Origin of the sequence: Microbacterium sp. BH-3-3-3 (genome assembly GCF_001792815.1) — a bacterium.
GTDB lineage: Bacteria > Actinomycetota > Actinomycetes > Actinomycetales > Microbacteriaceae > Microbacterium.
This window is the reverse complement of record NZ_CP017674.1, coordinates 2,191,805-2,216,895: the sequence shown is the minus strand read 5'-3', so window position 1 is coordinate 2,216,895 and position 25,091 is coordinate 2,191,805. Positions and strand designations below refer to the sequence as shown.

Sequence of the window (25,091 nt, the reverse complement as noted above, 5' to 3'; positions counted from 1 at the left end):
ATGAGGACATTTCTGTGAGCTACGACGACTTGGACAGTTCAATCGGCGCGTTGAAGAAGGCGGCGATCGACGCCTTCATGGCTGACGACGGCTTCTACGAAGACAAGTTCGGCACCAACTACTACTACAAGTGGGGCTGGGCGCCGAACGGCTACGAGATGCCGAACGCCTCCGGCGAGGGCGGCGGCAAGGTCGACGGCATGCCCTGGAACGACGACATCTCTTACGACGGCGTCCGCTCGCGTGTCGACGACGTTGTCGACAAGTGGCGCGCCCTGCCGACCGGCGCCGACGCCGGGGCGTACAAGACGTCCACGTCGAGTGCGGCCGCCAGTCTCGGGGCGTCCGGAAGCGGTGCGTCCGTCGCCGACGACGGAGCGATCCTCACCTCGACGAACACCATGGGCGATCTGCTCACGCAGGAGTTGGTCGCGTCCTTCATCGGGCCGATGCTCGACAAGTACTACACCCAGTTCAAGGGTGTCTCGCAGAGTCTCGGAGCCGCTGCCGCGATCCTGCAGATTAATTACACGATGCAGTCGACCATGTGGGAGGGCGTGCGCGACGACGTGGCCACCATCGTGGAGAACGCCAAATCCGCGTGTGCCGAGTACGCCGAGAGCAAGGGTTCGGCCGACTTCCAGATCACGCTGGGAGTGGTGGCCACGGTCGCCGCAGCGGTGGCGACCGTGGCGACGGCCGGCGCCGCAGCACCCCTTGTCGGCGCGATGGTCACCCTTTCGTCTGCCGCCTCGACCGCGGTCGCCGCCATCAGTGCGGATGCCTCGATCACCGGCGGAAGCTACGACGAGATCATGTCGTCTTTCGAGGAAGCCCTCGAGACACTCCGCACGGCGGTCTCCGATCAGGAGTCCGAGGTTCGCACCATGCTCTCCGGCGCCGTCAATGCGATCATCGCGGACCCGGGCGGCTTCGATCTGAACCGCTACCGGATCGAGCCGCAGGATCAGAACTTCTCCGACGAGATCGTGATGGTACGCCAGCACACGAATACCGTGTCGAGCAATATGCAGCGTGTGATCGAGGGCCTCGATGCCGCGAAGACCGCGCTCGGATCTCCGCCCTATTCGGACCCGACGCCGCACGCCGCGATCTCGAGCGGAACGCACTCGAATGCGCTGAATCTGTTCGACTACACGGCCGATGCGATCAATTCGACCCTGCAGGAGTACTCGCGCGGCAAAGATCTCTTCGACGCCGAGGTGGAGAACTACTTCAACGCCGACGAAGAGAACCAGCGACTCGTCGAGCAGCTCGCTGCGTCGGAAGCCCTCACGCCCAACTGATGAGCCTCATCCGGCACCCGGACCACAGCAGAACGGATCACATCGCAATGGAAAGCCGTGTCTTCGGACCCGTGGAGCTCGTCGGCGGCGTCGGCGGCGCCGTGTTCGAAACGACGACCGAGCTCAGCGGCGCCACCGTGCCGTTCCGCCTCGAAGTGGACTACCCGTCTCGATTCGATGAGCGGCAGGTCGAGCAACTCGACGCCATCCTCCTGGGCTGGGAGCGGATCGACATGATGGCCCGTGACGCGCTGACCGCGGCTCTGGACGATCCCGATTCCGCTCCATCGGCACTCTTCCGGGAATGGGAAGAGGAGTTCGCGTCGGGGAACGGCGACACCCGCGATTTCCTCGCCGAGCTCAAGCCGGAGAGCGTCACGATGCTGTGGGACGCTCCGGGCTCCCATCAGGATCGCATCGTGATGCCCTGGGGCTATTCGCTGGCGGCCGGCTCGGTCGTTCTGCGCTTTCGCGAGCGCGTGGGTGTCGAGATCGATCCGGCCCGCAGCGCCGTCTAGGGCGTCGTGCTCTCCCTTCGCGAGTCAGTGAGCGATCCGGTGCAGCGGGCGATCACGCGCTCCGCCCTCCGGCGTGGCGTGATCGCCGCGGTTCTCGTTCCGGTCACGCCCGTCACCCTGCTCGTGGCGTTCGACGTGTGGCGCGCCTCGGTCGGTGCGGCCTTCCTCGCCCTCCCCGGCAACCTGCTTCTCGCCGCGCTTTTCGCCGTGGTGGCGATTCGGGCGTTCCTCCTGGCCCGTCGAGGTGCGCAGACCGAGCGGGGGGCGTCCACCGATCGCGCGCTCGTGCTCGTCTGCCTGGTCGTCGGCGGCTTCATGCTGGTGCTTCCCGCCCTCACGGCGCTCGGTGCCCCCGGCGGTATCGCCGTGGCGATCTACGCCGTGGCGATCACCGCGGTCCTGGTCGTCCTCTGCCGCTCGAACTGGAGGACCCCCTCTTCCGGGGCTCCGCTCGCCGCTCACGGCCCCGTGATCTGAACCCTCCGGGCGACTCGGGCGACCTGTCGGTCGCCCCGAAGCGCACTCAGCGCAGGGAGCGGATCGCCAGCGCCACCGCCTTCACCTCGCGGATGCGACGCTCGTACGTCGCGGCGACCACGATGAGCAGGACGCCGGCGATTCCGAGCCACAGCCACCAGAGACCCGTCGCGCTCTCGTAGAGCGCGGTGATCCGCGGCCACAGCTGGGCGACGGCGTGGACGATGAGCACCACCCCGCCGAGCAGCACGGGGGCCTGCCAGCGCAATCGTGCGCCGATGAGGAGCACCGCGAGAGCGACGACGCCGAGCGCGAGGACGCGCCAGAGGGCGTTGTCGGCGCCGAAGTCGAACAGCAGCGAGGGGACGAGAAGCAGCCCGAGACCGATCCCCAGGGCGGGCCAGGTGCGCAGCTCGTGATGCCGATGCAGGGCCCGGATGCCGTGGAAGACGACGGCTGCGGCGAGAGGAGCGGTGGCCGCCTCGACGGGGTCGGCGCTCCCGAGGACCATCGCGGTGAGGGCGAGGACGGTGGACAGGGCGATCACGGCCCAGAACACGATCCGGCCGCGCCACCACAGCCCCAGGGTCAGGACGGCGACGAGCGTCACGACCAGGCGCACAGCGCCCTCCCCCGTCGCCGACAGACGCGCCAGTGTCAGCGCGACCGCGACCGAGGGGGCGGCGAGGGCGAGGACCACCGGCATCCACGAGGCGACGGCTGCGCGGCGCCGGAGCAGCAGCACGGCCACACCCGCCAGCGGGACGGTCGCGAGGAGCATCCAGACGTCGAAGAGCGGTGTGGCGAGTTCGCGCAGGGCGCGGAGCGACGCGGCGACGATCAGCGCCAGTCCCGCGACCGCGATGACGGGCGTCAGGAGCGGGGCGAACGCGTGCCGCAGAAGGAGCACCGCCCCCACGAGCACGGCGTTCGCCGCGACGGCGACGCCGATCGCCCGGGCCGGCGACGCGTCGGCGAGCACGGCGGAGGGCAGCAGTCCCACGGCCAGCCCCGCCGCGGCGAGCAGCACGAAGGGCGGCGTGATCGGGCGGCGGCGCTCGAGCAGGGCGGCGGCGATCCAGGCCAGGGCGAGCGGTAGCGTCATCCACTCGATCGGACGCACGTCGGCTGCCACCCCGGCGACGGCGACCAGACCCGCGCCGCCGAGTCCGGCGATCGACAGCGGGATGCCGAGCAGCGGCGGAGCGGATCGAAGAGCGCCGACGCCGAGGGCTCCGAGCACGACGATCGCTCCCACCGTGCGGACGATCGGCCCCCCGTCGGCGGCGACGAGCGCCGTCGAGCCCAGGGCGAGGATCGCGGCCGCCGTCACCGCGGCGATGCGCGCCGATGCCAGCGCCCACGGCGCAGGGCGACGGGCCACTCCCCGCGCGGCCACCCCGATCGCGACCGCCGTGACCATCAAGACGAGATCGGCGAGACCAATGCCCCCGCGACCGGCCGCGTGCCCGAGCTGCGAGACCGTCAGCAGCACGAGGGCGAGCGCTCCCGAGGCACCGACGGCGACGGGCAGCTCGTCGGGAGTGCGCGCGGGGCGCACCCAGGCTCCGGCGACGAGCACCGTGGCCGAGACAGCGCCGACGACGAGAGTGCGGACGGCGTCGTCGGGAGTGGCCAGGGCGCTGGGGGCGAGAGCGACGGTGATTCCCGCGGCGGCGATGACCGAGGGACCGGCCACGGAGCGACCGTCGACGAGACGTCGCGCACGCTCGTGACCGGCGGCCAGAGCGAGGAGCGCAACGCCGACGGGCACCGTGAACGCTTCGACGGCCTCGGTCTGCTGCCAGAACAGTCGGGTCCACAGCGCCAGCGTTCCCAGCGGGAGCGCGAGCCAGACGAGATGACGCCGCGGGCCGCGCGACCGGAAGAGGCCATCGACGTCGGTCGCCCAGACCATCGCGGTCACCGCGGCGAGCAGGAGGGGGATCCACCGCACGCCCTGCGACGGAGCATCGGCGATCGACAAAGCCACGACGATCGCCGTTCCGGCGTCGAGGAACGCGCGGGTGAGTGCGTCGGCGCGCAGCAGGCGGAGCGCCACCGCAGCGACCACGAGGGCGATCGCCGCGAGAACGACCACGCGCGCGAGAGCGGCCGCGTCGACGAGACGCAGTGCCGCCCCGGCCGCGCCCGCCACGAGCAGCGGGGCCAGCAGGGCCGCGGCCGGCCTCGCCACACGCCACGACCGGTAGGGCGCCGTGAGCACGGCTGCCGACGCCCCCGCCGAAAGGGCCGCCGAAGCGAGCATCCAGACGTCGGCCGCCACCCCCGTGCGGAACAAGAGCGCCAGTGGTCCCACGGCAGCGATCACCGCGAGGGCCGAGACGATTCCGGATTGGCGTTGCGCCGCGGTGAGCCCCACCCCGCGGGCGAGCGGGAGCACGAGGACGATCAGGCACAGGGAGGCCATGACGAGCGACGCGATGAAGAGGGAGAACCCCTCGATGACGACATCGGCGCCGATGCGCATCGCCGGGGGCACGAACGGAGCGCTCCCCGATACGAACAGCACGACCGACACCGTGGACGGCACGCGGAGCCCCGGGTGCACGCCCGCGGCGGCCGCGAGGACGGCGGCCACGACGATCGAAGCGAGCCCCCAGGCGAGCGGAGACGAGAACGACAGCAGCCAGCCGATGCCGAGGGCCAGCGACCCGGCCACCGCGGCGAGCGCGATATCGCCGCGCCGGCGCCGGAGGACGATGAGGGCGATGACAGCCAGCACGAGGTACCAGCCGACGTCGAGCAGGAGCACCCGCAGCTGGGGCCCGGCGAGCAGGGCGACGGTCGCCGCGGCGATGAGCGCGGGCGATCGGCGTTGCGGCCACGACCCCGAGAGGCGCCAGACGACGGTGGCGAGGGCGACGATGGCGGCGAGCGCGATGACGGCGGCGGTGCTCGTGGCATCCGGAGCTGTGGTGTCGACGGCGGACTGCCCGAACGTCGAGATGATCGAGCGCACCGGGGCACCGAAGGCGGTCAGCGCCCAGAAGAACGGGACGACCGCGGCGAGCGCGGCGGCGAGAGCGGCCGCCCAGGCAGCGGTCGCGACGGTGGTCCGACCCACGCCGGGGGTGGCGCGGCGCGCAGCGGCGTCGAGACCGAGCGCGAGAGCGGCGGCGATGAGCACGGGAACCGTCGCCGACAGCGCGGCGTCGGCCGTGCGGACGGCGGAGGCGGCGACGCCCACGCCCAGGACGAGCACCGACAGCACGGCCGCGGTGGGGGCGAGACGCGCGGCATCGCGCCGGGCGAGCGAGCGGGCGTGCAGCGCGAGAGCCACCGCGAGGGCGGCCGACAGCAGAGCGGGACTGGCGGTATTCCGCGGGTCGACGAGCAGGGCGGCGGTCACCGCGACGGCCGCGCCGACGGCGGCGAGTCCCCGTACGACGGCGATCTCGACGGCGAGCGACGGCCGCGGGCGGCGGGCGAGGAGCGGGGCCAACGGGGCCGCCAGAGCGACGACGAGGAGCGCGAGACCCCCGGCGTACCCGCCGAGGACGGCATCTCGCTCGACCAGACCGGTGACCAGCACCGCCGGGCCGATCGCGAGCGACACGACCGCGGTCGACAGCGGGGCACGGAGCCGCGAGAGCCGCGCCCACCCGACGAAGGCTCCGCCCGCGACGATCGAGGTGACTCCCCAGAACACGCGGGGCTCGACGTTCATTGCCCCGCCCAGGTCGTTGGCGCGCACGGCCCAGACGTCGAGGGCGACGAAGGCGATGCCGAGCAGAGCGATGCCCTCGGCGGTGGCGCTGAGACCGCGTCGGCGCAGGATCGACGCGGCGGCGATGATCGCGGCGGTCACCAGCCCGATGATGATCGACCGCAGCACGAGGCCACCGCTGATCCACGCGACGGTGAGGAAGAAGGCCGCCGCGACCGCGAGCAGCACCACACCCACCGACAGCAGGAACACCTGCACGCTCGAGCGGCGCGGCTTCGCCAGCGGGAACGGGGCCGGCGGGGACGGGGCCGGCGGGGACCCGGCGGGCGGTGACCCCGTCGGCGCCGCCACGGCGGAGGGCGGGCCCCCGACGAACGGCGGGGCGGGGGCGGGGGCGGGGGCGGGCGGCGCCGCTGCCGAGGCGGCGGCGGGGGCGGGCGACGGGTCGAGGGGCACAGGAAGAACCGGCGCCCCCGACGGCGGCGCGAAGACCACCTCGGTCGCCGCGACCGGAGCCGAGGCCGCCGCGGAGGGCTCCGCCGCCACCGGGGCCGCAGCTGCGGCGTCGGTGGTGGCTGCGGCGTCAGTCTTGGCTGCAACGTTGGTCGCGGCAGGGGCACGGGGCACCTCGGTGGGGGCCGGCCCCGCCGGCGTCCGCTCCCCCGCAGCCGGAGCCGGAGCGGCCGCAGCCGTCGCTTCCGCGGCTTCGCGGTGGACCCGCAGGAGCACGTCGGTGCGCTCGTCGACGAGCTCGACGATACGTTGCGACAGCTCGAGCACGCGCGCGGTGCGCGAGTCGGCGAGGTTCAGTCCGCACGAGACGCACGGCGTCGCGGTGATCGGGGTGAAGCACGACGGGCAGCGCGAGGTGTCGACGAGCGCTCCCAACCCCGGCGGCCAGGCAGGACCGGAGAACTCTCGTCCACCATCGACTTCCGTCATCGTGCCCCCTCGGCGTCGGTCGTCGACCCCAGGCTAACGAAGTCCCGCCTCCGGCCTGTGTCATCCACCCCCGCCCCTCCTCCCCAGGGGGCGCGGTGCGGCCATCGACCGAACAGCCGATCCCCCCGCGCTCGGCGGGGACCGTCTCGCGCGACCTAGTCTGGACACCGTGCGGGTGAGGTTCTTCGGCGGCCTGGCCGTGACATCCGACGACGGCGAGGCCGTCGTCGTTCCCGGGCGTGCGCGACAGGCCCTGCTGCTGCGCCTCGCCATCGATGCCGGGACGACCGTGGGCACCCGCGCGCTGGCCGAGGACGTCTGGGTGCGCGACGCCCCCGACGATCCCCGCGCGGCCCTGCAGTCGCTCGTCTCGCGCCTGCGCGGGTCGCTGCCGGCGGGGCTCGTCACGTCGACCCCCGGCGGGTACCGGCTCGAGCTCACACGCGACGACGTCGACGTCACCCGCTTCGCCGACCTGGTCGCCGAGTCCCGAGCGGCGAACGACCCCGAGCGCGCTCGCACGGCGCTCGCGCTGTGGACCGGCGACGTGTGGACCCCGCACGAGGGCTTCGACTGGCTGGTGCGCGACCTGCTCGAAGACCGCGCCCACGCCGAGGGCCTGACCGCCGCCGCCGCGAAAACATCGACGGCATCCCCGCCCGCCGCGTCCGCACCGGCGGCGTCGCCCGTCGGAGCCGCGCTGACCGCCCTCGTCGGCCGCGGCGACGAGCTCGACGCGATCCGCGAGCGGCTCCGCACCGACCGCCTCGTCACCGTCATCGGTCCCGGCGGCGCCGGCAAGACCACGCTCGCCATCGAGACCGCCCGCGCGGTCGCCGATTCGATCGTCGTCGAGCTCGCCCCGGCCGCCGCCGGAGACGTGTGGACCGCGATCGCCGGCGCCGTCGGCCGTCGCATCCGCCTGCCCGAGACCGCGGCCACCCCGGCCTCTCCGCTCGACCGGGTCACCGAGGCCGTGGCCGGCCGCGACGTCGTGATCGTGCTCGACAACTGCGAGCACCTCGTGCGCGAAGCCGCGGAGGCCGCTCTGGCGCTGCTGCGCATGAGTCCCGGCGTGCGCGTGCTCACCACCAGCCGCGAGCCCCTCGGCATCCCGGGCGAGGCGTTCGTCGATCTCGGGCCGTTGCCGCCGACCGATGCCCGGAGGCTCTTCGCCCAGCGCGTGCGCTCCGCACGCGGCCGCCTGCCCGACGACGACGAGCGCGCCACGGCGGAGCGCATCGTGCAGCGCCTCGACGGCCTGCCGCTCGCGATCGAGCTCGCCGCCGCCCGCACTCGAACACTCACCCTCGCCGAGATCGACGCCGGCCTCGACGACCGGTTCGCGCTGCTGTCGCACGGTCCCCGCCTGAGCGTGGAGCGCCACCGCACCCTGCGCGCCCTCATCGACTGGAGCTGGGACACCCTGTCTGCGGGCGAACGCATCGCACTGCAGGCCTCCGCCGTCTTCGCCGACGGCATCGGCGCCGCGGACGCGGCGGCCGTGGCTGCCGCCTTCGAGGTGGATGCCGCGGAGTTCGACGCCCTCGTCGACCGCTCGCTGCTCGTGCGTCGCGACGCCCGCTTCCGCATGCTCGAGACCGTGCGCGAGTACGGACTCGACCGCCTGCGCACCGACGGCGCCGCCGAGACGTACCGCCTGCGCGCGGCCGTGGTGCTGACGGAGCTCGCCGCCGCCCGCGAGGCGCGCACCCGCGGACCGGGCCTGCGCGACGCCCTCGCCTGGTTCGACGCGAACGACGAGAACCTCACCGCGGCCCTGCGCGTGTGCGCCGAGGCGCACGACCGGCGCGCGGGGGTGCGCCTGCTGCGGAGTCTCGTGTGGCCCTGGGCCGTGCGCGAACGCACCGACGACCTGCGCCGCGCCGTCGCCGAGTTCGCCGATCCCACCGCCGCACTCGACGACGAGCCCCGCGTGGTGGTCGAGGCGGTCGCCCTGTTCGCCGCGGCGTTCCCCGCGCCGGGTCGGCCGTCGACGGTGACCCTCGAGAGCTACACCGCCCGCCGCGCCGAACTCGAGCAGGCGGCTCACCGGAATCGATCCGACGTCACCGCGCTGGTGCCGCCCCTGCTGCGCCTGGCCCAGACGGTGCTGCGCAGCGGCGCCGGCGACGCCGCGCGCACCTGGCACGTCGACGTCACCGACGAGGAGTTCGCCGCCGCCCCGGCGTGGACGCGCGCGATCCTGCACGCGCTGCGGGCGGGAGCGGCGCAGAACTCCGGCGACATGACCGCGTTGGACCGCGAGAGCGAACGCGCGCTCGCGATGTTCGAGGCGATCGGCGACCCGTGGGGCACGGGGTTCGCGAGCCAGTTGCGCGCGGAATGGCTCTCGCTCGCCGGCCGCCTCGACGATGCCCTGGCCGTCACAGACCGCTCGGCGGCGGCCGTGCAGGGCCTGTCGTCGGTCCCCGACGTTCTGCAGCAGCAGTCGCAGGCGGTGGGCATTCTGCTGCGACTCGGCCGCCTCGACGAGGCACGGCTCCGCGCGCGCGCGATCGACGACGCGGCCCAGGCCGACGGATCGGTGCGCTCGCTCGCCCAGGCGTACATGACCGCGGCCCAGGTCGAGGTCGCGGCGGGCGACGGCGAGGCCGCCCTGCGGGTGGTCGGCCTGGTGGATCTGCGCGGGCAGCCCGGCATCCCCGAGCAGTTCTCGGCATGGCTCGACGCGCAGCGCGCCCAGGCGCTGCTGCTGCTCGGCCGAGACGACGAGGCCCGCGTGACGCTGCGCACCGCGCTCTCGGCGGCGATCTCGTCGCAGGATCACCCGATCATCGCGTCGGTGCTCCTCGCCGTCGCGGGGTGGAACGCCGTCACCGGGCGCTCCGCCCGAGCGCGCGAGGCCCTCGCCCGCGCCACCGCGGTGCGCGGGGCCGCCGACGTGCACGACCCGTTCCACGTGTGGGTGAGCGCACGCACCGGAGCGGGCGCCGAGGAGACCTCGGCACCCGCTGGTGGCATCCGTACCGCCCTGTCGGACGTGGATGCCGAGACCCTCACGGCCCTGCTCGACTAGGCCTTGCGCATGTAGGCGCGCACCGTGAGCGGGGCGAAGACCGCCACGATCACCGCGGCGCCGAGCAGCGACACGAGCACGTCGGAGCCGACGACGCCGTTGTTGACGAGGTCGCGCACCGCCGACACCAGGTGCGACACCGGGTTCGCGTCGACGAACCACTGCAGCCACGAGGGCATGGTGTTCGAGGGGACGAAGGCGTTCGAGAGGAACGTCAGGGGGAACAGGATCAGCATCGAGATGCCCTGGACGCTCGATGCGCTGCGCGCGATGACGCCGAAGAAGGCGAAGATCCAGCTGATCGCCCACGAGCAGACGATGACGAGCAGTCCCGCAGCGACCACGGCCCAGAGCCCTCCGGCCGGACGGAAACCCATCAGGTAGCCCATCGCGAAGGTGATCGTGGTGGCGATCGCGTAGCGGACGGTGTCGGCCAGCAGGGCACCCGACAGCGGCGCGATGCGCGCGATCGGGAGCGAGCGGAACCGGTCGAACACGCCCTTGTCCATGTCTTCGCGCAACTGCGTGCCCGTCACGACCGAGGTCGTGATCACGGTCTGCACGAGGATGCCCGGGATGATGATGGGCAGGTAGTTCTGCACGTCTCCGGCGATCGCCCCACCGAAGATGTACGTGAACATCAGGGTGAACAGGATCGGCTGCACCGTGACGTCGATGAGCTGCTCGGGCGTGCGGCGGATCTTCAGCAGACCGCGGCCCGCCATCGTGAGGGTGTTCTGGACGGTCTGGGCGAGACCCGCGGTGCGGGGCAGGTCACGCGAGAGGGTGAGGGCGCTCATGCGCGGACTCCTTCGAGAGGGGCGGCGCTCTCGCGCGCGCCGGCGTCGTCGGCCGGCACTCCGGCGCCGGTCAGGGTGAGGAAGACCTCGTCGAGGGTGGGCTGCTGCACGCTGAACTCGCTCAGGTGCACGCCCGCCTCGCGGAAGGCTACGAGCAGATCGGTGACCCGATCGGGGTCGGACATCGGCACGGTGAGGCGCGCCGCCTCGGGCGAGACGATCGCCGTCGCGTCGAGCACCCGGGCCACGGTCGTGCGGGCGAGGTCGAGGTCGGAACCGGGCTGCAGCCGCAGCACGAGCGAGGCCTGACCGACCGACGCCTTCAGCTCGAGGGCCGTGCCCTCGGCGACGACGCGGCCGCGGTCGATGACGGCGATGCGGTCGGCCAGCTGGTCGGCCTCGTCGAGGTACTGGGTGGTGAGCACGACGGTGGAACCCGACGACACGAGCCGCCGGATCGTGTCCCACATCTGCCCGCGGGTGCGGGGGTCGAGGCCCGTGGTGGGCTCGTCGAGGAAGATGAGCGGCGGCTGGGCGATGAGGGAGGCCGCGAGGTCGAGCCGGCGACGCATGCCGCCCGAGAACTTCGCCAGGGGGCGGGAGGCCGCCTCGGTCAGGCCGAACTCCTCGAGCAGGTCGCTCGCCTTGCGGCGCGCATCGCGGCGCGAGAGGCCGAGCAGCCGGCCGAAGATCATGAGGTTCTCGGTGGCCGAGAGCTTCTCGTCGACCGAGGCGAACTGCCCGGTCAGGCCGATGAGCTGGCGCACGACGTGGGGCTCTCGAGCGACGTCGTGGCCGAAGATCTCGGCGCGACCGCCGTCGGGACGCAGCAGCGTCGTGAGCATGCTGATGGTGGTGGTCTTGCCGGCGCCGTTGGGGCCGAGCACGCCGTAGACGGTGCCCGCCTCGACGACGAGATCGACGCCGTCGACGGCCCGGTTCGAGCCGAACGTCTTGACGAGGCCCTCGGCGCGGACCGCCGGGACGCGGGTGGATGAAGTGGTCATGACGCAAGAATGCGCCGGGGGCTCTGTCGCGCCCCTGTCACGGGGACAGGGACGCTGTCACGGCACTGTCGCGGCGCTGTCACGGACCCGTGAAACGACGAGACCGGATGCCGCGACCTCGAGGTCGCGGCATCCGGTCAGTCGTGCGTGAGGGGTCAGGCTCCGCGCAGGCGCTCGGCGAGGTAGCCGTGCAGGGCGTCGAGGCCGATGCGCTCCTGGCCCATCGTGTCGCGGTCGCGCACGGTCACGGCGTTGTCGTCGAGCGAGTCGAAGTCGACCGTGACGCAGAACGGGGTGCCGATCTCGTCCTGACGGCGGTAGCGGCGGCCGATGGCGCCGGCGTCGTCGAAGTCGATGTTCCACCCGGCCGCACGCAGCGTATCGGCGACCTCGCGCGCCAGCGGCGACAGGCGCTCGTTGCGCGACAGCGGCAGCACGGCGACCTTGACGGGCGCGAGGCGCGGGTCGAGCTTGAGCACCGTGCGGGTGTCGGTGCCGCCCTTGGCGTTGGGCACCTCTTCTTCGCGGTAGGCGTCGACGAGGAACGCCATCATGGCGCGCGTCAGACCGAACGAGGGCTCGATGACGTACGGCGTGTACTTCTCACCCGAGGCCTGGTCGAAGAAGGTGAGCGACTGGCCCGACGCCTCGGAGTGGCTCTTGAGGTCGTAGTCGGTGCGGTTGGCGACGCCCATGAGCTCGCCCCACTCCTTGCCCGGGAAGCCGAAGCGGTACTCGACGTCGATCGTGCCGGCGGAGTAGTGCGCACGGTCGTCCTCGGGGACGTCGAAGCGCTTCATGTTCTCGGGATCGATCCCGAGGTCGAGGAACCAGTTCCAGCACGCCTCGACCCAGTGCTCGAACCACTCGTTCGCCTCGGCGGGCGGCGTGAAGTACTCGATCTCCATCTGCTCGAACTCGCGCGTGCGGAAGATGAAGTTTCCGGGGGTGATCTCGTTGCGGAACGCCTTGCCGACCTGGCCGACGCCGAACGGGGGCTTGCGACGGGATGCCGTGAGCACGTTCGAGAAGTTCACGAAGATGCCCTGGGCGGTCTCGGGACGCAGGAAGTACAGGCCCGACTCGTCGTCGACGACCCCGAGGTAGGTCTTCACCAAGCCCGAGAACGACTTGGGCTCGGTGTACTGCCCCTTGTTGCCGCAGTTGGGGCAGGGCACGTCGGCCAGACCGTTCTCGGCCGCGCGGCCCTTGCGCGCCTCGAAGTCCTCGATGAGCGTGTCGGCGCGGAAGCGCTTGTGGCAGCTGAGGCACTCGACCAGCGGGTCGGTGAAGGTGGCGACGTGCCCCGAGGCCTCCCAGACGCGCTTGGGCAGGATGATGCTCGAGTCGAGCCCGACCATGTCGCCGCGCCCGCGCACGAACGTCTGCCACCACTGCCGGCGGATGTTCTCTTTGAGCTCGGTGCCGAGGGGGCCGTAGTCCCACGCGGAGCGGGAACCGCCGTAGATCTCACCGGCCTGGAAGACGAACCCGCGGTGGCGGGCGAGGGCGATGACCTTGTCGAGGCGGGACTGTTCGGCCACGGTGGCTCCAATGGTCGGGAAAGCTGTGGGGATGCGGCGCGAGTGCGCGGCTCCAGTTTATCGAGCGTCGGCCCTGCTCACCGTGTGAGCCGCTCGCGGCGCACGGTGAAGCGCTCGAGCGCCGCCGCGTCGATCTCGACGCCGAGGCCCGGACCGGTCGGCACGCGCACGTGTCCGTCGTCGAGCACGGCGGGTTCGGTGACGATGTCGTGCTCGTAGAAGCGGGCGGATGCCGAGATGTCGCCGGGCAGCGTGAAGCCCGGCAGGGCCGCGAGGGCGGCGTTGGCGGCACGGCCGATGCCCGTCTCGAGCATGCCGCCGCACCAGACGGCGATGCCGGCGTCGCGGCACAGGTCGTGCACCGCGACGGCCTCGAGGTACCCGCCGATCCGACCCGCCTTGACGTTGATGATCGACCCCGAGCCCAGCGCCAGGGCGTCGGCCGCCGCCTTCGCCGACACGATCGACTCGTCGAGGCAGACAGGGGTCCGCAACCGCGCGGCGAGCGTCGCGTGGTCGACCAGGTCGTCTTCCTGCAGCGGTTGCTCGATGAGCAGCAGGTCGAAGCGGTCCAGTTCGGCGAGGGTGTCGGCATCCTGCAGCGTGTAGGCCGAGTTCGCGTCGACCTGCAGCGGGATGGATCCGAAGGCCTCGCGCACGGCGGCCGTGTCGGCGAGGTCGCGCCCCGGTTTGATCTTGATCTTGATGCGCACGTAGCCCTCGTCGAGGTACCCGCCGACGACGTCGACGAGCGCCGCGGGGTCGCGCTGAATCCCGACCGAGACGCCCGAGGGCACCCTGTCCTTCTCGGCGCCGAGGTACTGCCCGAAGCTGCGCCCCTCGGCGCGCAGGGCGGCGTCGATCACCGCGAGCTCGAGTCCCGCCTTGGCCATGCGGTGCCCGACGAACGCACGCAGGATGCCGGGAACCTCTTCGGGCGCGAAGGCGCGGCGCTCCAGCAACGCCGGCGCCAGGTACCTCGCCAGCACGTCCCACGCGCTCGCGGTGTACTCGCTGGAGTACAGCGGCGCAGCCATGGTGACCACCTCGCCCCACCCCCGCCCGTCGGGGGTCTCGGCCGCGACGACGATCACCTCGCGCACGGTCTCGGTGCCGAACGACGTCGTGAAGGGCGAGACGAGCGGGATCTGCAGCACGCGCAGCTCGATGGCATCCAGGGTCACGGGGGCGGCGGCGCGGGTGAGCGGCATGAGGGCAGGGTAGCCGCCGGTGCGGGCGCCGGAGGCATCGACCGGCACCCTCACCAGCGCCGCGTCCTCATCTCGCTTCGCCCGGAGGCGATGCCGAGATCGAGTCCGGGGTGACGACCGGGATGAACTAAGGGAAGAACGCTGCGGTTGTCGCGTGCGTCACGCGTTGCCCCATCAGGGACACGCGCCGGGCGGCAGAGATTTTGCGACGGCCGCCGAGAAGCCGCCACATACGCTGCTCGAATGCAACCGATCCGCGTCCTCATCGCCGACGACGAGGCGCTTGTCCGCCGTGCGCTTCGCCTCTTCGTCGACGCTGAGTCCGAGTTGGAAGTCGTCGGTGAGGCGAGCGACGGGCCGAGTGCCGTCGATCAGAGCATCGCCCTCGGTCCCGACGTAGTGCTGATGGACGTCCGGATGCCGGGCGGCGATGGAATAACTGCGATTGAACGGGTCGCAACAGCCCTCCCGCTGACACGCTGCGTTGCTCTCACCACGTACCGGTCCGACGAAACGGTGGTAGCTGCTCTCCGTGCCGGGGCGGTCGGCTTTCTCGTGAAGGACTCGGAGCCGGAGCACATCACGGCGGCGATACGCAGCGCCCATCACGGTGGATTCGTGCTCTCACCCATCGCCGGCCGCGCGCTCATCCGGCGAATTGGTACGTCAGCAGACAATCAGCCGAGTCGTACTCTGAGCGAGGGCGAGCAGGTGTCACGTCGCGAACGCGATGTACTCGAGCTCCTCGCCCAGGGCATGTCCAACGCCGAGATCGGTCAAAGCCTCTTTCTGTCTGAAGCCACGGTTAAGTCGCATCTGCGTCGCATCATGACGAAGTGGAGCGCTCGCGATCGTATCCAGGTTCTTCTCTACGCGGCATCAACGGGCGTCGTTCGCATTCCCTGAGCACTGATGCGCAGGTCGACTGCGACCGGTCCTACTGCCCGCGGCGTGTGCGCTTCACTCGCGAAACAATGGCGAACGTCGTCGCGGCGGCGACCACGCCACAAGAAACGGTGGCGCCCCACCGTATTGGGGCATCGACATCGGTGAAGACCGCGAGCGCGATGTTCACTGCCGCTGCTACTACGCACAGGGCGACGAGCGCTGCGCCGTCTGCGATGGTCCGCTTCATTCCGGCCACAAGAGTCCTTCCGTCACGGGTGCTCTGGCGCCGCGCTGCAGGCGTCCGCACCCAAGGGTCACAACCCCTCGGAGCGTAATCGCGGCGCGCGTCGGTCGACAGAGGCCCCAGGTCTGTTCAGTCCCGGGGCGGTATCACCCACCCTGCGGTTGCGCCTTTCGGTGGGTTCAGGTTGCGCCCCCCGCGTCCAACCGTGGGTCTTTCAGGTCAAGAAATACCTACGACGGCCTGGCTAGCGTCACCCTCGGCGCTGCGATCGCGGTCACGAACGCATCGCCGTTGACAGAAATCAACGGATCGAGAGGAAACATCATGGGGGCAGTTCTTCGGTTCATCTCCTGGGTTTGGGCAAACATCGGCCGCTGGGGCAGATGGGTAGCCAGCCAAGTAGAACGGATCGTCGCGTGGGCGCGTAACAACTGGCGTCGCGTGCTCGAGTGGATCAATGCGGGTATCTCCTTCGGCACGATCGTCGAGTGGATTCTCCGCAGCCTCGGTATCGGCTGAGGGGCATCCGGATGGGGCGGCATCATATGTGCCGTCCTATCCGGATTGATCACTTCGCCCCCAAGAGAAATGAGGAGCAACGCATGCCGCGCGAGCACGACACAGGCATACAAGTGACGGGTGTCAGCAAGAGCTACCGCAAGAAGCGGGTCCTCGATGACATCACCTTCGATGTCCCCGCCGGGACCATCACGGGTCTCCTCGGCCCGAACGGGTCCGGGAAGTCCACGGTTATGCGCGCAATGCTTGGGCTGACCCTCACAGGCTCAGGATCGACGACGTTTGATGGCATTCCTTACCGCGACCTTCCGCAGCCCGGGCGCTGTGTCGGGGCACTCCTCGACCCCACAGCCCACCACCCGGGACGCAGCGTCGAAGACACTCTTTCCAGCGCCGCAGTACTGGCTGGCGTCCCGATAGAACGCGCGCGTGGACTGATCGCCATTCTCGGCCTCGCCTCAGCTTCGCATCGTCGATTCGGCGCGCTCTCCCTGGGGATGAAGCAACGCCTCGCCCTGGCCTTGGCTCTCATGGGCAGTCCTCGGCACCTCATCCTCGATGAGCCGATGAACGGTCTTGATATCGAAACCGCGGACTGGCTTCGAACGACCCTGATACAGCACGCGCACGCGACCGGCGGCTCCGTGCTCGTTTCGACGCATCTCCTTGAAGAACTTCAGACCTTCGCCGACCGTATCGTTGTGCTCAGCGAGGGGACGATTCGATACGTTGGAGAAGTCGGTCAGCTCAGCCCCGAGACGAGCACGACGGTTGTCGCCGTTGACCCCGATGCCATGATGCGGGCGCTGCAGTCTCGCGCGCTGTCATTCAAATTCGACCGGGGGTCGAGCCGGTTCTTCGTCGGAACCGACCCCCGGTCCCTGAGCAAGATCTGCATCTCCGAGAGCATCCTCATCGACGAGCTCGGTGAAGACCGTGAGTCCATCAGCGATGTGTACCGCCGCCTCACACGAGGCGAGTACCGAGTCGAAGGAGACGCCATTGCTACTCACCAGTAGTGGAGTGTCGACAGCTCGCTTCACCCGTTGCCTGCATGCCGAGCTCCGCAACGTGCGGACGACGCGCGGGATCCGTTGGACTCTCGGCATCACGGTGTCCTTATGGGTTGTCGTCGGGGCAGGAGTCGCCGCGATCAATCTCTTGCTCGACCCGGGGTCGGTAAGCATCGCAGGCGCACTCCTAGGCGTTGGTTCTGCTGTGACCGTCTTCGTTCCGATCCTGGCGATCTTGATTGTTGCGGCCGACTGGCAGTCACGCGACGTGATGACGACGTTCACCCTCGAACCACGACGTCACATCGTCTTTTTCGCGAAGGCGATGACGGTGCTCATCGTCTGCCTGGCGCTCGTGATCTTCGCCGCCGTCTTCGTGGTCGTCTTGGCGGTATCGCTTGCGCTGGCGACAGGCTCCGGCGTTGGATGGAACACCGATACCTCCACCGTCGCGCTTTTGCTCGGCGGTACGGCTGTCGGCATGATCTCGGGCCTTGCCTACGCGGCCGCGACGCAGCGCGTCGTCATCGCCATCGTCTTTTCTCTCATTCAAGGTTTTGCTCTCGATCCGCTCCTGATGCTCGTCCCTCACGGCGCCGGCTCGTGGTTCCGCCTGGCCGCGATCAGTGAATTCGTCAGCGGAAGCGGACAGCTCACACCTGCGATCAGTGCTGGTGTGCTCTGGCTTGTCGTTCCGCTCACCACAGGTTTTGTTCGCCACCAGAGGGCCGACGTGCAGTGAGGACGAGATCTTGCCACGAGAAAAGTCTGGCTGGCGCCTCGGTCAAGGCGCCAGCCAGGTGCTCCAATCGGATCGAGAGGAAGCATCCTGATGCTACGCGCCCGCTTCTCGAAACTGACTGGGAGTCGCAGACCCCCGCACCTTCCTCAGCCCGACGATGCGAAAGGAGCGCCGTGTCGCCATCCGTACGGCCGACGCAGCTTCCCCTTCAGGGCCCGCCACCGACGCAGAACGCACCGGGCAACAGTTCGCTGGCTCCTCGCGCGCTCAACTACCTCAACGTCCGGACGGGGTTCAGCACAGCCGCGGCTGTGGCAGTGCTGGGAGGTGGAATCTGCTTCCTCCCTGATGTGATGTGGCGCGGCATCCTTGGCTCGGTCGTCGCCGCGCTCGCCATCATCTCCTTGTGCATCGAGTTGCCGTGGCTCAACCGCAAAGAAGTGCAGAGTTGTAGTTACACGGTGACTCCCGACTTCGTCTACATCAGTCGCGGCTGGCTCTGGCGCCGTAGCACGACGATCCCCACCGCGCAGATTCTGAACGTCGAGATTGTCCAAGGGCCCCTGCTCCGTATGTTCGACGTCGTAAGCGTCAGGTTCACGTGCATCTCCGAAGTCGAAGCCTTGCGTCCGCTCGAGTGGAGCGCCGCAGAGCTCGCGCGTACCACGGTGCTGCTGACCCGTGCAGAGCCACTCGAATGAGTGAACGGACTGAAACGGCAACCCGGCGCTTGCCGCGGCATTACCTCCCGGCGGCATATCTAGAAGCTGCACCGAAACTGATCGGCGGGCTCTCGGCGGGCGCAATCGCCATCTTCGCGCCGGGAGTCTGGCCCGGGGCGTGGGCGTGGCTCGCGTTGGGTCCGTTGATCAGCGTGCTCGCCCTTGAACCGGCCTGGCGTTGGGCGTTCACTCGCATCACCCTTACTCCCACACATTTGATCGTGCGAACCGGCGCCGTCCACCGCCGAGAACAGACCCTCGCGTGGACCGACGTCGGCACTGTCGACAGCCGCCAGCCTTGGGCGTTTGTCCCGTGGCGCCTGCGCGCGATGACGTTGTCCCAGGCAGGAGATGAGCGGACGAAAGTGTCTTTGTGGGCCGCCGACGACGCTCTTCACCACGACGTGACAGCATCCATCCACCGAACGGTGCACGCCGCTCAGCGGGCAGTCAGCGACGGGCATACGGAGGCGGTCGGGGACGCGAAGACCGAAGACCTTCTTCTGTACCGCGCGCGAATCGGCCAACTGCTTCTGGCCAGCGTGGTCTACGGGCAGTTTGCACTCATCGGCGGTGGAGCGGCGATGGCCTTTTCTGAGTGGTTGCAGACGTTTTCGGTCGACAAGGTGATCGCAGGATGGATCCGCCTCACGCCGGCCGCGTGGGCGTTCGTCCTCATCGGAGTCATCGGCACCCTCGGAGTTCTTCTGACAGTGTTCCGATACGCGAACTTCGAGGTGCGGCGAGCCGGGGACGGACGCCTCGTGATCTCCTACGGTCTTCTCTCCACCCACGTTCGGAGTGTCTCGCCGCAGGCGACCATCGGTGTCGTTCTTCAGCGCAACATTGTCGAGACGGCACTCGGCCGGGTTCGACTGTCTTTGTTGACGACGGACTCGGCAGCGCAAGCCGGAACGAACCTCGTGCTTCCGTCACTCCCTCGACGAAGCGTGGAGCGTCTCCTGCACGAAGCGTTCGGGGAGGATCCGTCGACACCACTGCTCACGGCGGACCGTGGCTTCCGCGCAGTCGGCACGGGCGTTGCAGTGCTCGCATCGATAAGCGCCGCAGCGGTGCTCGCCGGGTGGACTACCTCTGGTTGGGGGTGGTCGCCTGCACTGATTCTCGCAGCGGGGGGGTTCGCTATCGCGCTGGTCTGGCCCGCAAGCAGGGTTCTCTGCTCACGGCTGCACGCCAATCCGGAGTCCGACCGAGTCGCCCTTCTCATCAGCCACCTAGTCCAACGGCAAACGATTCTGTCCGCCGGGGCTGTACACGTCATCGCGACAACCCGCTTTTTGAGCCATCCCCTCCTGGTCTGTTTGAGTTACTACGCAGGCATGCCACGCACCTTCCGCGCGCCTCTCTTCTCTGTGCGGGAGGTCGACGCGCTGTCCACTCGTATGGTTCGAGGCGTTCCGCCACCGCGGACGCGCCGGCGACCGTAACGCCCGCGTCCGACGCTGGCAAGGCCGCCGACCGCGCCGGGGCGCACGCGTAGCGTCGGTCGCATGAGCGACTTCACCCCGCGCCACGCGATCGTCACCGGCTCCGACTCGGGCATCGGTGCCGCCACCGCCCTCGCCCTGGCCGACGCCGGCATCGACGTCGCGATCACCTACCACTCCGACAAGGACGGCGCCGAAGAGACCGCCGAGGCCGTCCGCGGCCGCGGCGCCCGCGCGATCGTCACGCAGTTCGACGCCACCGACTTCGACTCCGTCCCCGACGCCGTGAACGCCATGGCCGATGAGCTCGGCGGACTCGACGTCTTCGTCAACAACGCGGGCGGCGGCATCGGGGGCACGTTCCTCGACCTCGACCTGAAGACCTGGCGCACCGACATCGCCCTCAACCTCGACGGAGCGTTCCTCGCCCTGCACACCGCGGCCCGCCGCATGGTGCAGGCCGGCAACGGCGGTCGCCTCATCGCGGTGTCGAGCGTGCACGAGCACCAGCCCCGCGTGGGCTCCGCCCCCTACGTCGCCGCCAAGCACGGTCTCGGCGGCCTGATCAAGACGATGGCGCTCGAACTCGGCCAGTACGGCATCACCGCGAACGCCGTCGCCCCGGGCGAGATCGCGACGCCCATCAACGACATGTCGGCCGACGACGCGGAGCGCACGCATCGCCCGGGCATCCCCCTCGGCCGCCCCGGCAAGCCGAGCGAGGTGGCCGACGTGATCCGCTTCCTGGCCTCGCCCTCGGGATCGTACGTCTCGGGCGCCAGCTGGGTCGTCGACGGCGGAATGCTGCAGATGGGCCCGCAGGCGGGCTCCCACATGGAGTCGGACGCCTGGCGTTCGGCAGGCGAGGAGTGAGCGCGATGAGCGACGAGAAGAGCTTCGAAGAGAACCGTCACGACCAGTTGACGAGCGCACCGAAGGCGACCGAAGAAGACGCCGCCCCGCGTTTCGACGTCACCGAGCACGACGGGGTCACGCGCATCGACGTGCGCGACGACGCGGCCGTGCGCCCGGGCCCCGGTCAGGGCGACCCGGCGGCCGAGAAGGACACCCCGATCACCGAGCAGTGATCCCTGCTGCGTCGCCCGCCCCCACGGAGCGGGCGGCGCGAGGCGTCACCGCACGATGAGGTATCCGCGGCGATCGAAACCGCCGACGCGGCGACCGGATGCCCGGTGCTCCCGCAGTTCGTCGCGCACGCGCACGCGCCACCCGGCGGCGGCCACCGGGTCGCTGCGGCGGAGCGCCGCGACGTCGTCGGGCACGGCCACGGCGGCGAGGATCTCGGCATCCGCGGGGGTCGGTGCGGGCGGCTCGGCGAGCGCCCACGCGACCATGAGGCGGTCGGACTCGTCGCCGCGGTTCACGGCGTCGTCCATCTCGCCGTACTGGTTGACGAGGTAGTCGGTGACGCGAGCGCCGAGCACGGCCAGGTTGAAGTGGGCGTTGCGCGCGACGAGCGGGTCGAAGGTCCAGGTGATGTGCCCGACGCCGCGCTCCAGCGCCCAGGCGCGCTGGTGCTCCTTCAGCTGACGACCGAGGCCGCGGCCCTGGTACCCGGGCACGATGCCGGTGATGTGCGAGTGCATCGAGCGTTCGGCGGGCGGCGCGAAGAACGCCGCCGACGCGCCGACCATGCGATCGCCGTCGAACAGGCCCACGACGTAGTTGCCCGCGTGTTCGAGGGCGCGCAGGATGTTCGCCGGCATCGTTCCGCGCTCGCCCCACACCTCGTCGAGTACCCCCGCGGCCCGGTGGATGCCGTCGATGTCGCCCAGCGTGCGGATGTCAATCGCGCTCATGCTCCGAGTCTCGCACCGGGTCCGCCGGGCGCGTGTCGGGGAAACCCCGTCGGGGCGTGACGATTCCGCCGCCCGGTACGTCTCCTCCGTGACGACACCGTCACCTTCACGAGAGGACATCGACATGGCATCCACGATCATCGACTTCCGCGTCACGTCGCTCGAGGTGCACCCGTGAGGCGCGTGACCTCGGGTGCCCGTCGCCGGCCCCGCGGCGTGTTCATCGCCACCGGCGTGGGTGCGGCCCTCACGGTGATCATCGCCCTCGCGCTGTACCTGCCCCTCGTCGGCTTCCTCGCCGCGACCACGGCCGGCACGGCGGGCCTCGTTCCGTTCCCCGTCGGCGGTGTCGCCCTCGCGACCCTGCTCGGCGTCGTCGTGGCCGCGGGCGCCCTGCTGGTGGCGGTCACGCGCCGCCGCGTCTGGCTCGCGTGGACCTTCGCGGTCGTCGCCGTGCTCGCCGCCCTCGCGACGACCGTGTATCCCCTCGTCGCGGTGGCCGTCGGTTCGGCCGACCGGGCCTCCGACGTGGTGCCGCTGCTCATCGACCTCTGGCAGCGGGTGACCGGCCTGGGCTGACCGGAGCGATCCGTCCTCCCCTGCCGGCCTCACCGCGGGCGTCAGCGCGGCAGCTTGTCGAACCCGCCCACGTGACGGATCGTGCGCCCGCGCTCGACGGCGATCGCGATCCCCCCGACGAGCCACAGCGGCACCTGGGTGAGGAACGCCAGGCGGAAGGCATCCAGAGAATAGGTCGCCGGGGTCCCCGCCCCCTGCACGTCCATCGCGACGCCGATGAACAGGATCGCGAGGAGCGCGGCGAGGAAGCCGCCGCCGTTCACGATGCCCGTCGCGGTGCTGAGCCGGTGGCTGGGAGTGAAGGTGCGCGCGTGGTCGAACGCGATCATCGAGGCGGGTCCCCCCGTCGACAGGGCGAACATCAGCACGATCAGCAACCACACCGGGGCGGGCCCCGGCCAGGCAATCACGGCGATCCACACCACCGCCTGGAACGCCACGACCGGGAGCACGAGCCAGCGCGAACGACGGGTGGGATGCCGACTCGACAACGCGCCGATGACCGGACCGCACACGATGCCGAACAGCACGAGCGTCGTCATGATCAACGACGCCGTCGCCGCCGGAAGCCCCTCGCCCGCGGTGAGGAACGGGAAGCCCCAGAGCAGCATGAACGCCGTTCCCGCGAAGGGGGTGGCGAAGTGCGACCAGAAGCCGAGGCGGGTGCCGGGGTGCGCCCACGACTCGCGGAACCCCTGCCGCAGGTCGGCCGCCGAGGTCACGACCCGGATCGCGCCGGTCTGCGTGTCGACCGAGGTGTCGACCGGGTCGGTGCGACGCTCGGGCGGGCGGTTGCGGATGATCGCGTACGTCAGCACCGCGAACAGCACCCCGAGTCCCGCGACGCTGCCGAAGGCGACGCTCCAGCTCGTGGCGTGCAGCAGCGCGGCGAGCGGCACCACGGCGATGATCTGGCCGAACTGGCCGATGATGCCCGTGAGCTGCACCAGCAGCGGCGCCCGTTGCGCCGGGAACCACGTCGCGATCACGCGCAGCACGCTGGGGAAGATGGCGGCGTCGCCCGCCCCGATGAGCACGCGGGCCAGGATGCCGATCCCCACCGCATCGGCGAACGCCATCACCAGCTGGCCGAGCGCCATGAGGACCATGCCGATCGCGATCATGGGCCGCGCGCCGAAGCGGTCGAGCAGCAGGCCCACCGGGATCTGCATGGCGCCGTAGACGAAGAGTTGGATGACGGCGAACATCGACAGCGCCGACGCATCGGCGTGGAAGCGGGTGGCGGCATCGACGCCCACGGCCGAGAGCGACGTGCGGTTGACGATCGAGACGACGTAGGCGAGCAGGCCGACGCCCCACAGCACCCAGGTGCGCCACCCCGGCCGGTCGAGGCGCAGGGCGTTGTTCACGTCTCCCAGGCTAGCCCCGCCCGCCGACATCGAGGCTGGTGCGGTCAGCCCGGCGCACCGGGGCGCGATCGGTGCACCGGGGCGCGCGATGACCGCCCCGCTGTACGAACAGCGCCCCGCTGTGCGCCGCAACCGTGGTCGGGGACCGCGTCGGCGCACGGCAGAATGGTCCGATGGTCTCCGCGAGCCCCCACCTGCAGCCCGATCACGCGTGTCTCATCGTGCACGGCAGTGACACCCCCGGCATCATCGCCGCCGTCTCGGCCCTCATCGCGCGACAGGGCGGCAACGTCGTCGCCTTCGACCAGTACTCCGACCAGCTGCGCGGCGGCGCGTACTTCCAGCGCGTGGTCTTCCACCGCCCCGACCTGCCCGCGGCCCTGCCCGAGATCGAGGCCGACCTCGCGAAGACCCTCGGCGACGGCTTCGAGCTCGAGTGGACCCTCACCGACCTCTCGACGCCGAAGCGCATGGCGATCCTGTCGTCGAAGCAGGACCACTGCCTCCTCGACCTGCTGTGGCGTCACCGCCGTGGCGACCTGCCCGTGAGCATCCCCATGGTGGTGTCGAACCACACCTCCTCGGCCGACGACGTGCGCTCGTTCGGCGTTCCGTTCTTCCACGTCCCCTCGACGCCCGGGCCCGACAAGTCGGCATCCGAGGCCCGCATCCTCGAGCTGCTCGTCGGCAACGTCGACTTCATCGTGCTGGCGCGGTACATGCAGATCCTCTCGCCCGACTTCCTCGAGAAGATCGGGGTGCCGGTGATCAACATCCACCACTCGTTCCTGCCGGCCTTCATCGGCGCGGAGCCGTACAAGAAGGCCAAGCAGCGCGGGGTCAAGCTCATCGGTGCGACCTCGCACTACGTCACGAGCGACCTCGACGAGGGTCCGATCATCGAGCAGGACACCGTGCGCGTCACGCACGCCGACTCGGCGGCCGAGCTCGCCCGTCGCGGCGCCGACGTCGAACGCCAGGTGCTCTCGCGCGCGGTTCTGTGGCACGCCGAAGACCGCGTGCTGCGCGACGGGAACCACACGATCGTCTTCTGACGCGGTCGCGAGGCGGCGTCGCTACCGCCACGCCCGACCGAGGACGCATTCGTTCGTCGAGACCGCATCCGATCGAGCACACTCCCGTGCGGCCTCGACGAACGGATGCGTCCTCGACGAACGGATGCCGCTTCGACGGCGCCCAGCCCGCCCG

At 70.4% G+C, this 25,091-nt stretch carries 21 protein-coding genes; 14 read left to right on the top strand and 7 right to left on the bottom strand.

Annotated features, from left to right (window positions below):
* Positions 1-14: 14 nt before the first annotated feature.
* From BJP65_RS10245 to BJP65_RS10235, 3 genes are read left to right on the top strand one after another with little or no spacing between them, the layout of a single operon-like run.
* Complete coding sequence (locus tag BJP65_RS10245; protein WP_070409071.1) at positions 15-1,307, top strand: hypothetical protein; 1,293 nt, start codon at positions 15-17, stop codon at positions 1,305-1,307.
* Complete coding sequence (locus BJP65_RS10240) at positions 1,307-1,825, top strand: hypothetical protein (RefSeq protein WP_156458908.1); 519 nt, start codon at positions 1,307-1,309, stop codon at positions 1,823-1,825. The genes BJP65_RS10245 and BJP65_RS10240 overlap by 1 nt, the downstream gene beginning before the upstream one ends.
* Before the next feature lie 6 nt (positions 1,826-1,831).
* On the top strand, positions 1,832-2,302 hold the full coding sequence (locus BJP65_RS10235; protein ID WP_070409070.1) for a hypothetical protein: 471 nt from the start codon (positions 1,832-1,834) through the stop codon (positions 2,300-2,302).
* Positions 2,303-2,348: 46 nt separating this feature from the next.
* On the opposite strand, the gene BJP65_RS10230 is transcribed toward BJP65_RS10235, so the two are convergent.
* Complete coding sequence (locus BJP65_RS10230; RefSeq protein WP_156784870.1) at positions 2,349-6,935, bottom strand: SCO7613 C-terminal domain-containing membrane protein; 4,587 nt, start codon at positions 6,933-6,935, stop codon at positions 2,349-2,351.
* A gap of 169 nt (positions 6,936-7,104) precedes the next feature.
* Between BJP65_RS10230 and BJP65_RS10225 the strand changes: the two genes are divergently transcribed.
* Positions 7,105-9,975, top strand: a complete 2,871-nt coding sequence (locus tag BJP65_RS10225) for an AAA family ATPase (protein ID WP_070409068.1) — start codon at positions 7,105-7,107, stop codon at positions 9,973-9,975.
* On the opposite strand, the gene BJP65_RS10220 is transcribed toward BJP65_RS10225, so the two are convergent.
* The 4 genes from BJP65_RS10220 to menC form a co-directional block, all read right to left on the bottom strand.
* A complete protein-coding gene (locus tag BJP65_RS10220) occupies positions 9,972-10,775 on the bottom strand; it encodes an ABC transporter permease (RefSeq protein WP_055832750.1) in 804 nt (267 codons plus the stop codon). The two genes, BJP65_RS10225 and BJP65_RS10220, sit on opposite strands and share 4 nt — an antisense overlap.
* On the bottom strand, positions 10,772-11,782 hold the full coding sequence (locus tag BJP65_RS10215) for an ATP-binding cassette domain-containing protein (RefSeq protein ID WP_070409067.1): 1,011 nt from the start codon (positions 11,780-11,782) through the stop codon (positions 10,772-10,774). Before BJP65_RS10215 ends, BJP65_RS10220 begins: the two co-directional genes overlap by 4 nt.
* Positions 11,783-11,937: 155 nt before the next feature.
* The gene (locus BJP65_RS10210) at positions 11,938-13,326 is read right to left on the bottom strand and encodes a glycine--tRNA ligase (protein WP_055934809.1); all 1,389 of its coding nucleotides are present in this window, start codon (positions 13,324-13,326) and stop codon (positions 11,938-11,940) included.
* Positions 13,327-13,403: 77 nt separating this feature from the next.
* Complete coding sequence (gene menC / locus BJP65_RS10205) at positions 13,404-14,537, bottom strand: o-succinylbenzoate synthase (protein WP_070409948.1); 1,134 nt, start codon at positions 14,535-14,537, stop codon at positions 13,404-13,406.
* A gap of 243 nt (positions 14,538-14,780) precedes the next feature.
* Here menC and BJP65_RS10200 point away from each other — a divergent pair, with 243 nt between their 5' ends.
* From BJP65_RS10200 to BJP65_RS10170, 8 genes are all read left to right on the top strand, one after another.
* Positions 14,781-15,443 carry a response regulator transcription factor gene (locus BJP65_RS10200; protein WP_070409066.1) on the top strand — a complete coding sequence of 221 codons (663 nt, stop codon included), beginning with the start codon at positions 14,781-14,783 and terminating at the stop codon, positions 15,441-15,443.
* 550 nt (positions 15,444-15,993) lie between these two features.
* Positions 15,994-16,188 carry an aureocin A53 family class IId bacteriocin gene (locus tag BJP65_RS16295; protein WP_083285806.1) on the top strand — a complete coding sequence of 65 codons (195 nt, stop codon included), beginning with the start codon at positions 15,994-15,996 and terminating at the stop codon, positions 16,186-16,188.
* An 83-nt stretch (positions 16,189-16,271) separates the two neighbouring features.
* On the top strand, positions 16,272-17,207 hold the full coding sequence (locus BJP65_RS10195) for an ABC transporter ATP-binding protein (protein ID WP_070409065.1): 936 nt from the start codon (positions 16,272-16,274) through the stop codon (positions 17,205-17,207).
* A 199-nt stretch (positions 17,208-17,406) separates the two neighbouring features.
* Complete coding sequence (locus BJP65_RS10190; protein ID WP_258027459.1) at positions 17,407-17,943, top strand: ABC transporter permease; 537 nt, start codon at positions 17,407-17,409, stop codon at positions 17,941-17,943.
* Positions 17,944-18,116: 173 nt separating this feature from the next.
* Positions 18,117-18,644 (top strand): PH domain-containing protein, encoded by a 528-nt coding sequence (locus tag BJP65_RS10185; protein WP_083285805.1) that lies wholly within the window; start codon positions 18,117-18,119, stop codon positions 18,642-18,644.
* A 242-nt stretch (positions 18,645-18,886) separates the two neighbouring features.
* On the top strand, positions 18,887-20,113 hold the full coding sequence (locus BJP65_RS10180) for a hypothetical protein (RefSeq protein ID WP_258027458.1): 1,227 nt from the start codon (positions 18,887-18,889) through the stop codon (positions 20,111-20,113).
* A 63-nt stretch (positions 20,114-20,176) separates the two neighbouring features.
* Positions 20,177-20,986 carry an SDR family oxidoreductase gene (locus tag BJP65_RS10175; protein ID WP_070409062.1) on the top strand — a complete coding sequence of 270 codons (810 nt, stop codon included), beginning with the start codon at positions 20,177-20,179 and terminating at the stop codon, positions 20,984-20,986.
* A 5-nt stretch (positions 20,987-20,991) separates the two neighbouring features.
* Complete coding sequence (locus BJP65_RS10170; protein ID WP_055832745.1) at positions 20,992-21,201, top strand: hypothetical protein; 210 nt, start codon at positions 20,992-20,994, stop codon at positions 21,199-21,201.
* A gap of 45 nt (positions 21,202-21,246) precedes the next feature.
* On the opposite strand, the gene BJP65_RS10165 is transcribed toward BJP65_RS10170, so the two are convergent.
* A complete protein-coding gene (locus BJP65_RS10165) occupies positions 21,247-21,933 on the bottom strand; it encodes a GNAT family N-acetyltransferase (protein WP_070409061.1) in 687 nt (228 codons plus the stop codon).
* A 174-nt stretch (positions 21,934-22,107) separates the two neighbouring features.
* Here BJP65_RS10165 and BJP65_RS10160 point away from each other — a divergent pair, with 174 nt between their 5' ends.
* Positions 22,108-22,512 (top strand): MFS transporter permease, encoded by a 405-nt coding sequence (locus BJP65_RS10160; RefSeq protein ID WP_070409060.1) that lies wholly within the window; start codon positions 22,108-22,110, stop codon positions 22,510-22,512.
* A 41-nt stretch (positions 22,513-22,553) separates the two neighbouring features.
* Here the strand turns inward: BJP65_RS10160 and BJP65_RS10155 are convergent, their stop codons facing one another.
* Positions 22,554-23,882, bottom strand: coding sequence for a nitrate/nitrite transporter (locus BJP65_RS10155; RefSeq protein WP_070409059.1), 1,329 nt, complete (start codon positions 23,880-23,882; stop codon positions 22,554-22,556).
* Positions 23,883-24,055: 173 nt separating this feature from the next.
* On the opposite strand from BJP65_RS10155, the gene purU reads away from it, so the two are divergent.
* Positions 24,056-24,937, top strand: coding sequence for a formyltetrahydrofolate deformylase (gene purU, locus BJP65_RS10150; protein WP_055833210.1), 882 nt, complete (start codon positions 24,056-24,058; stop codon positions 24,935-24,937).
* Positions 24,938-25,091: the final 154 nt, after the last annotated feature.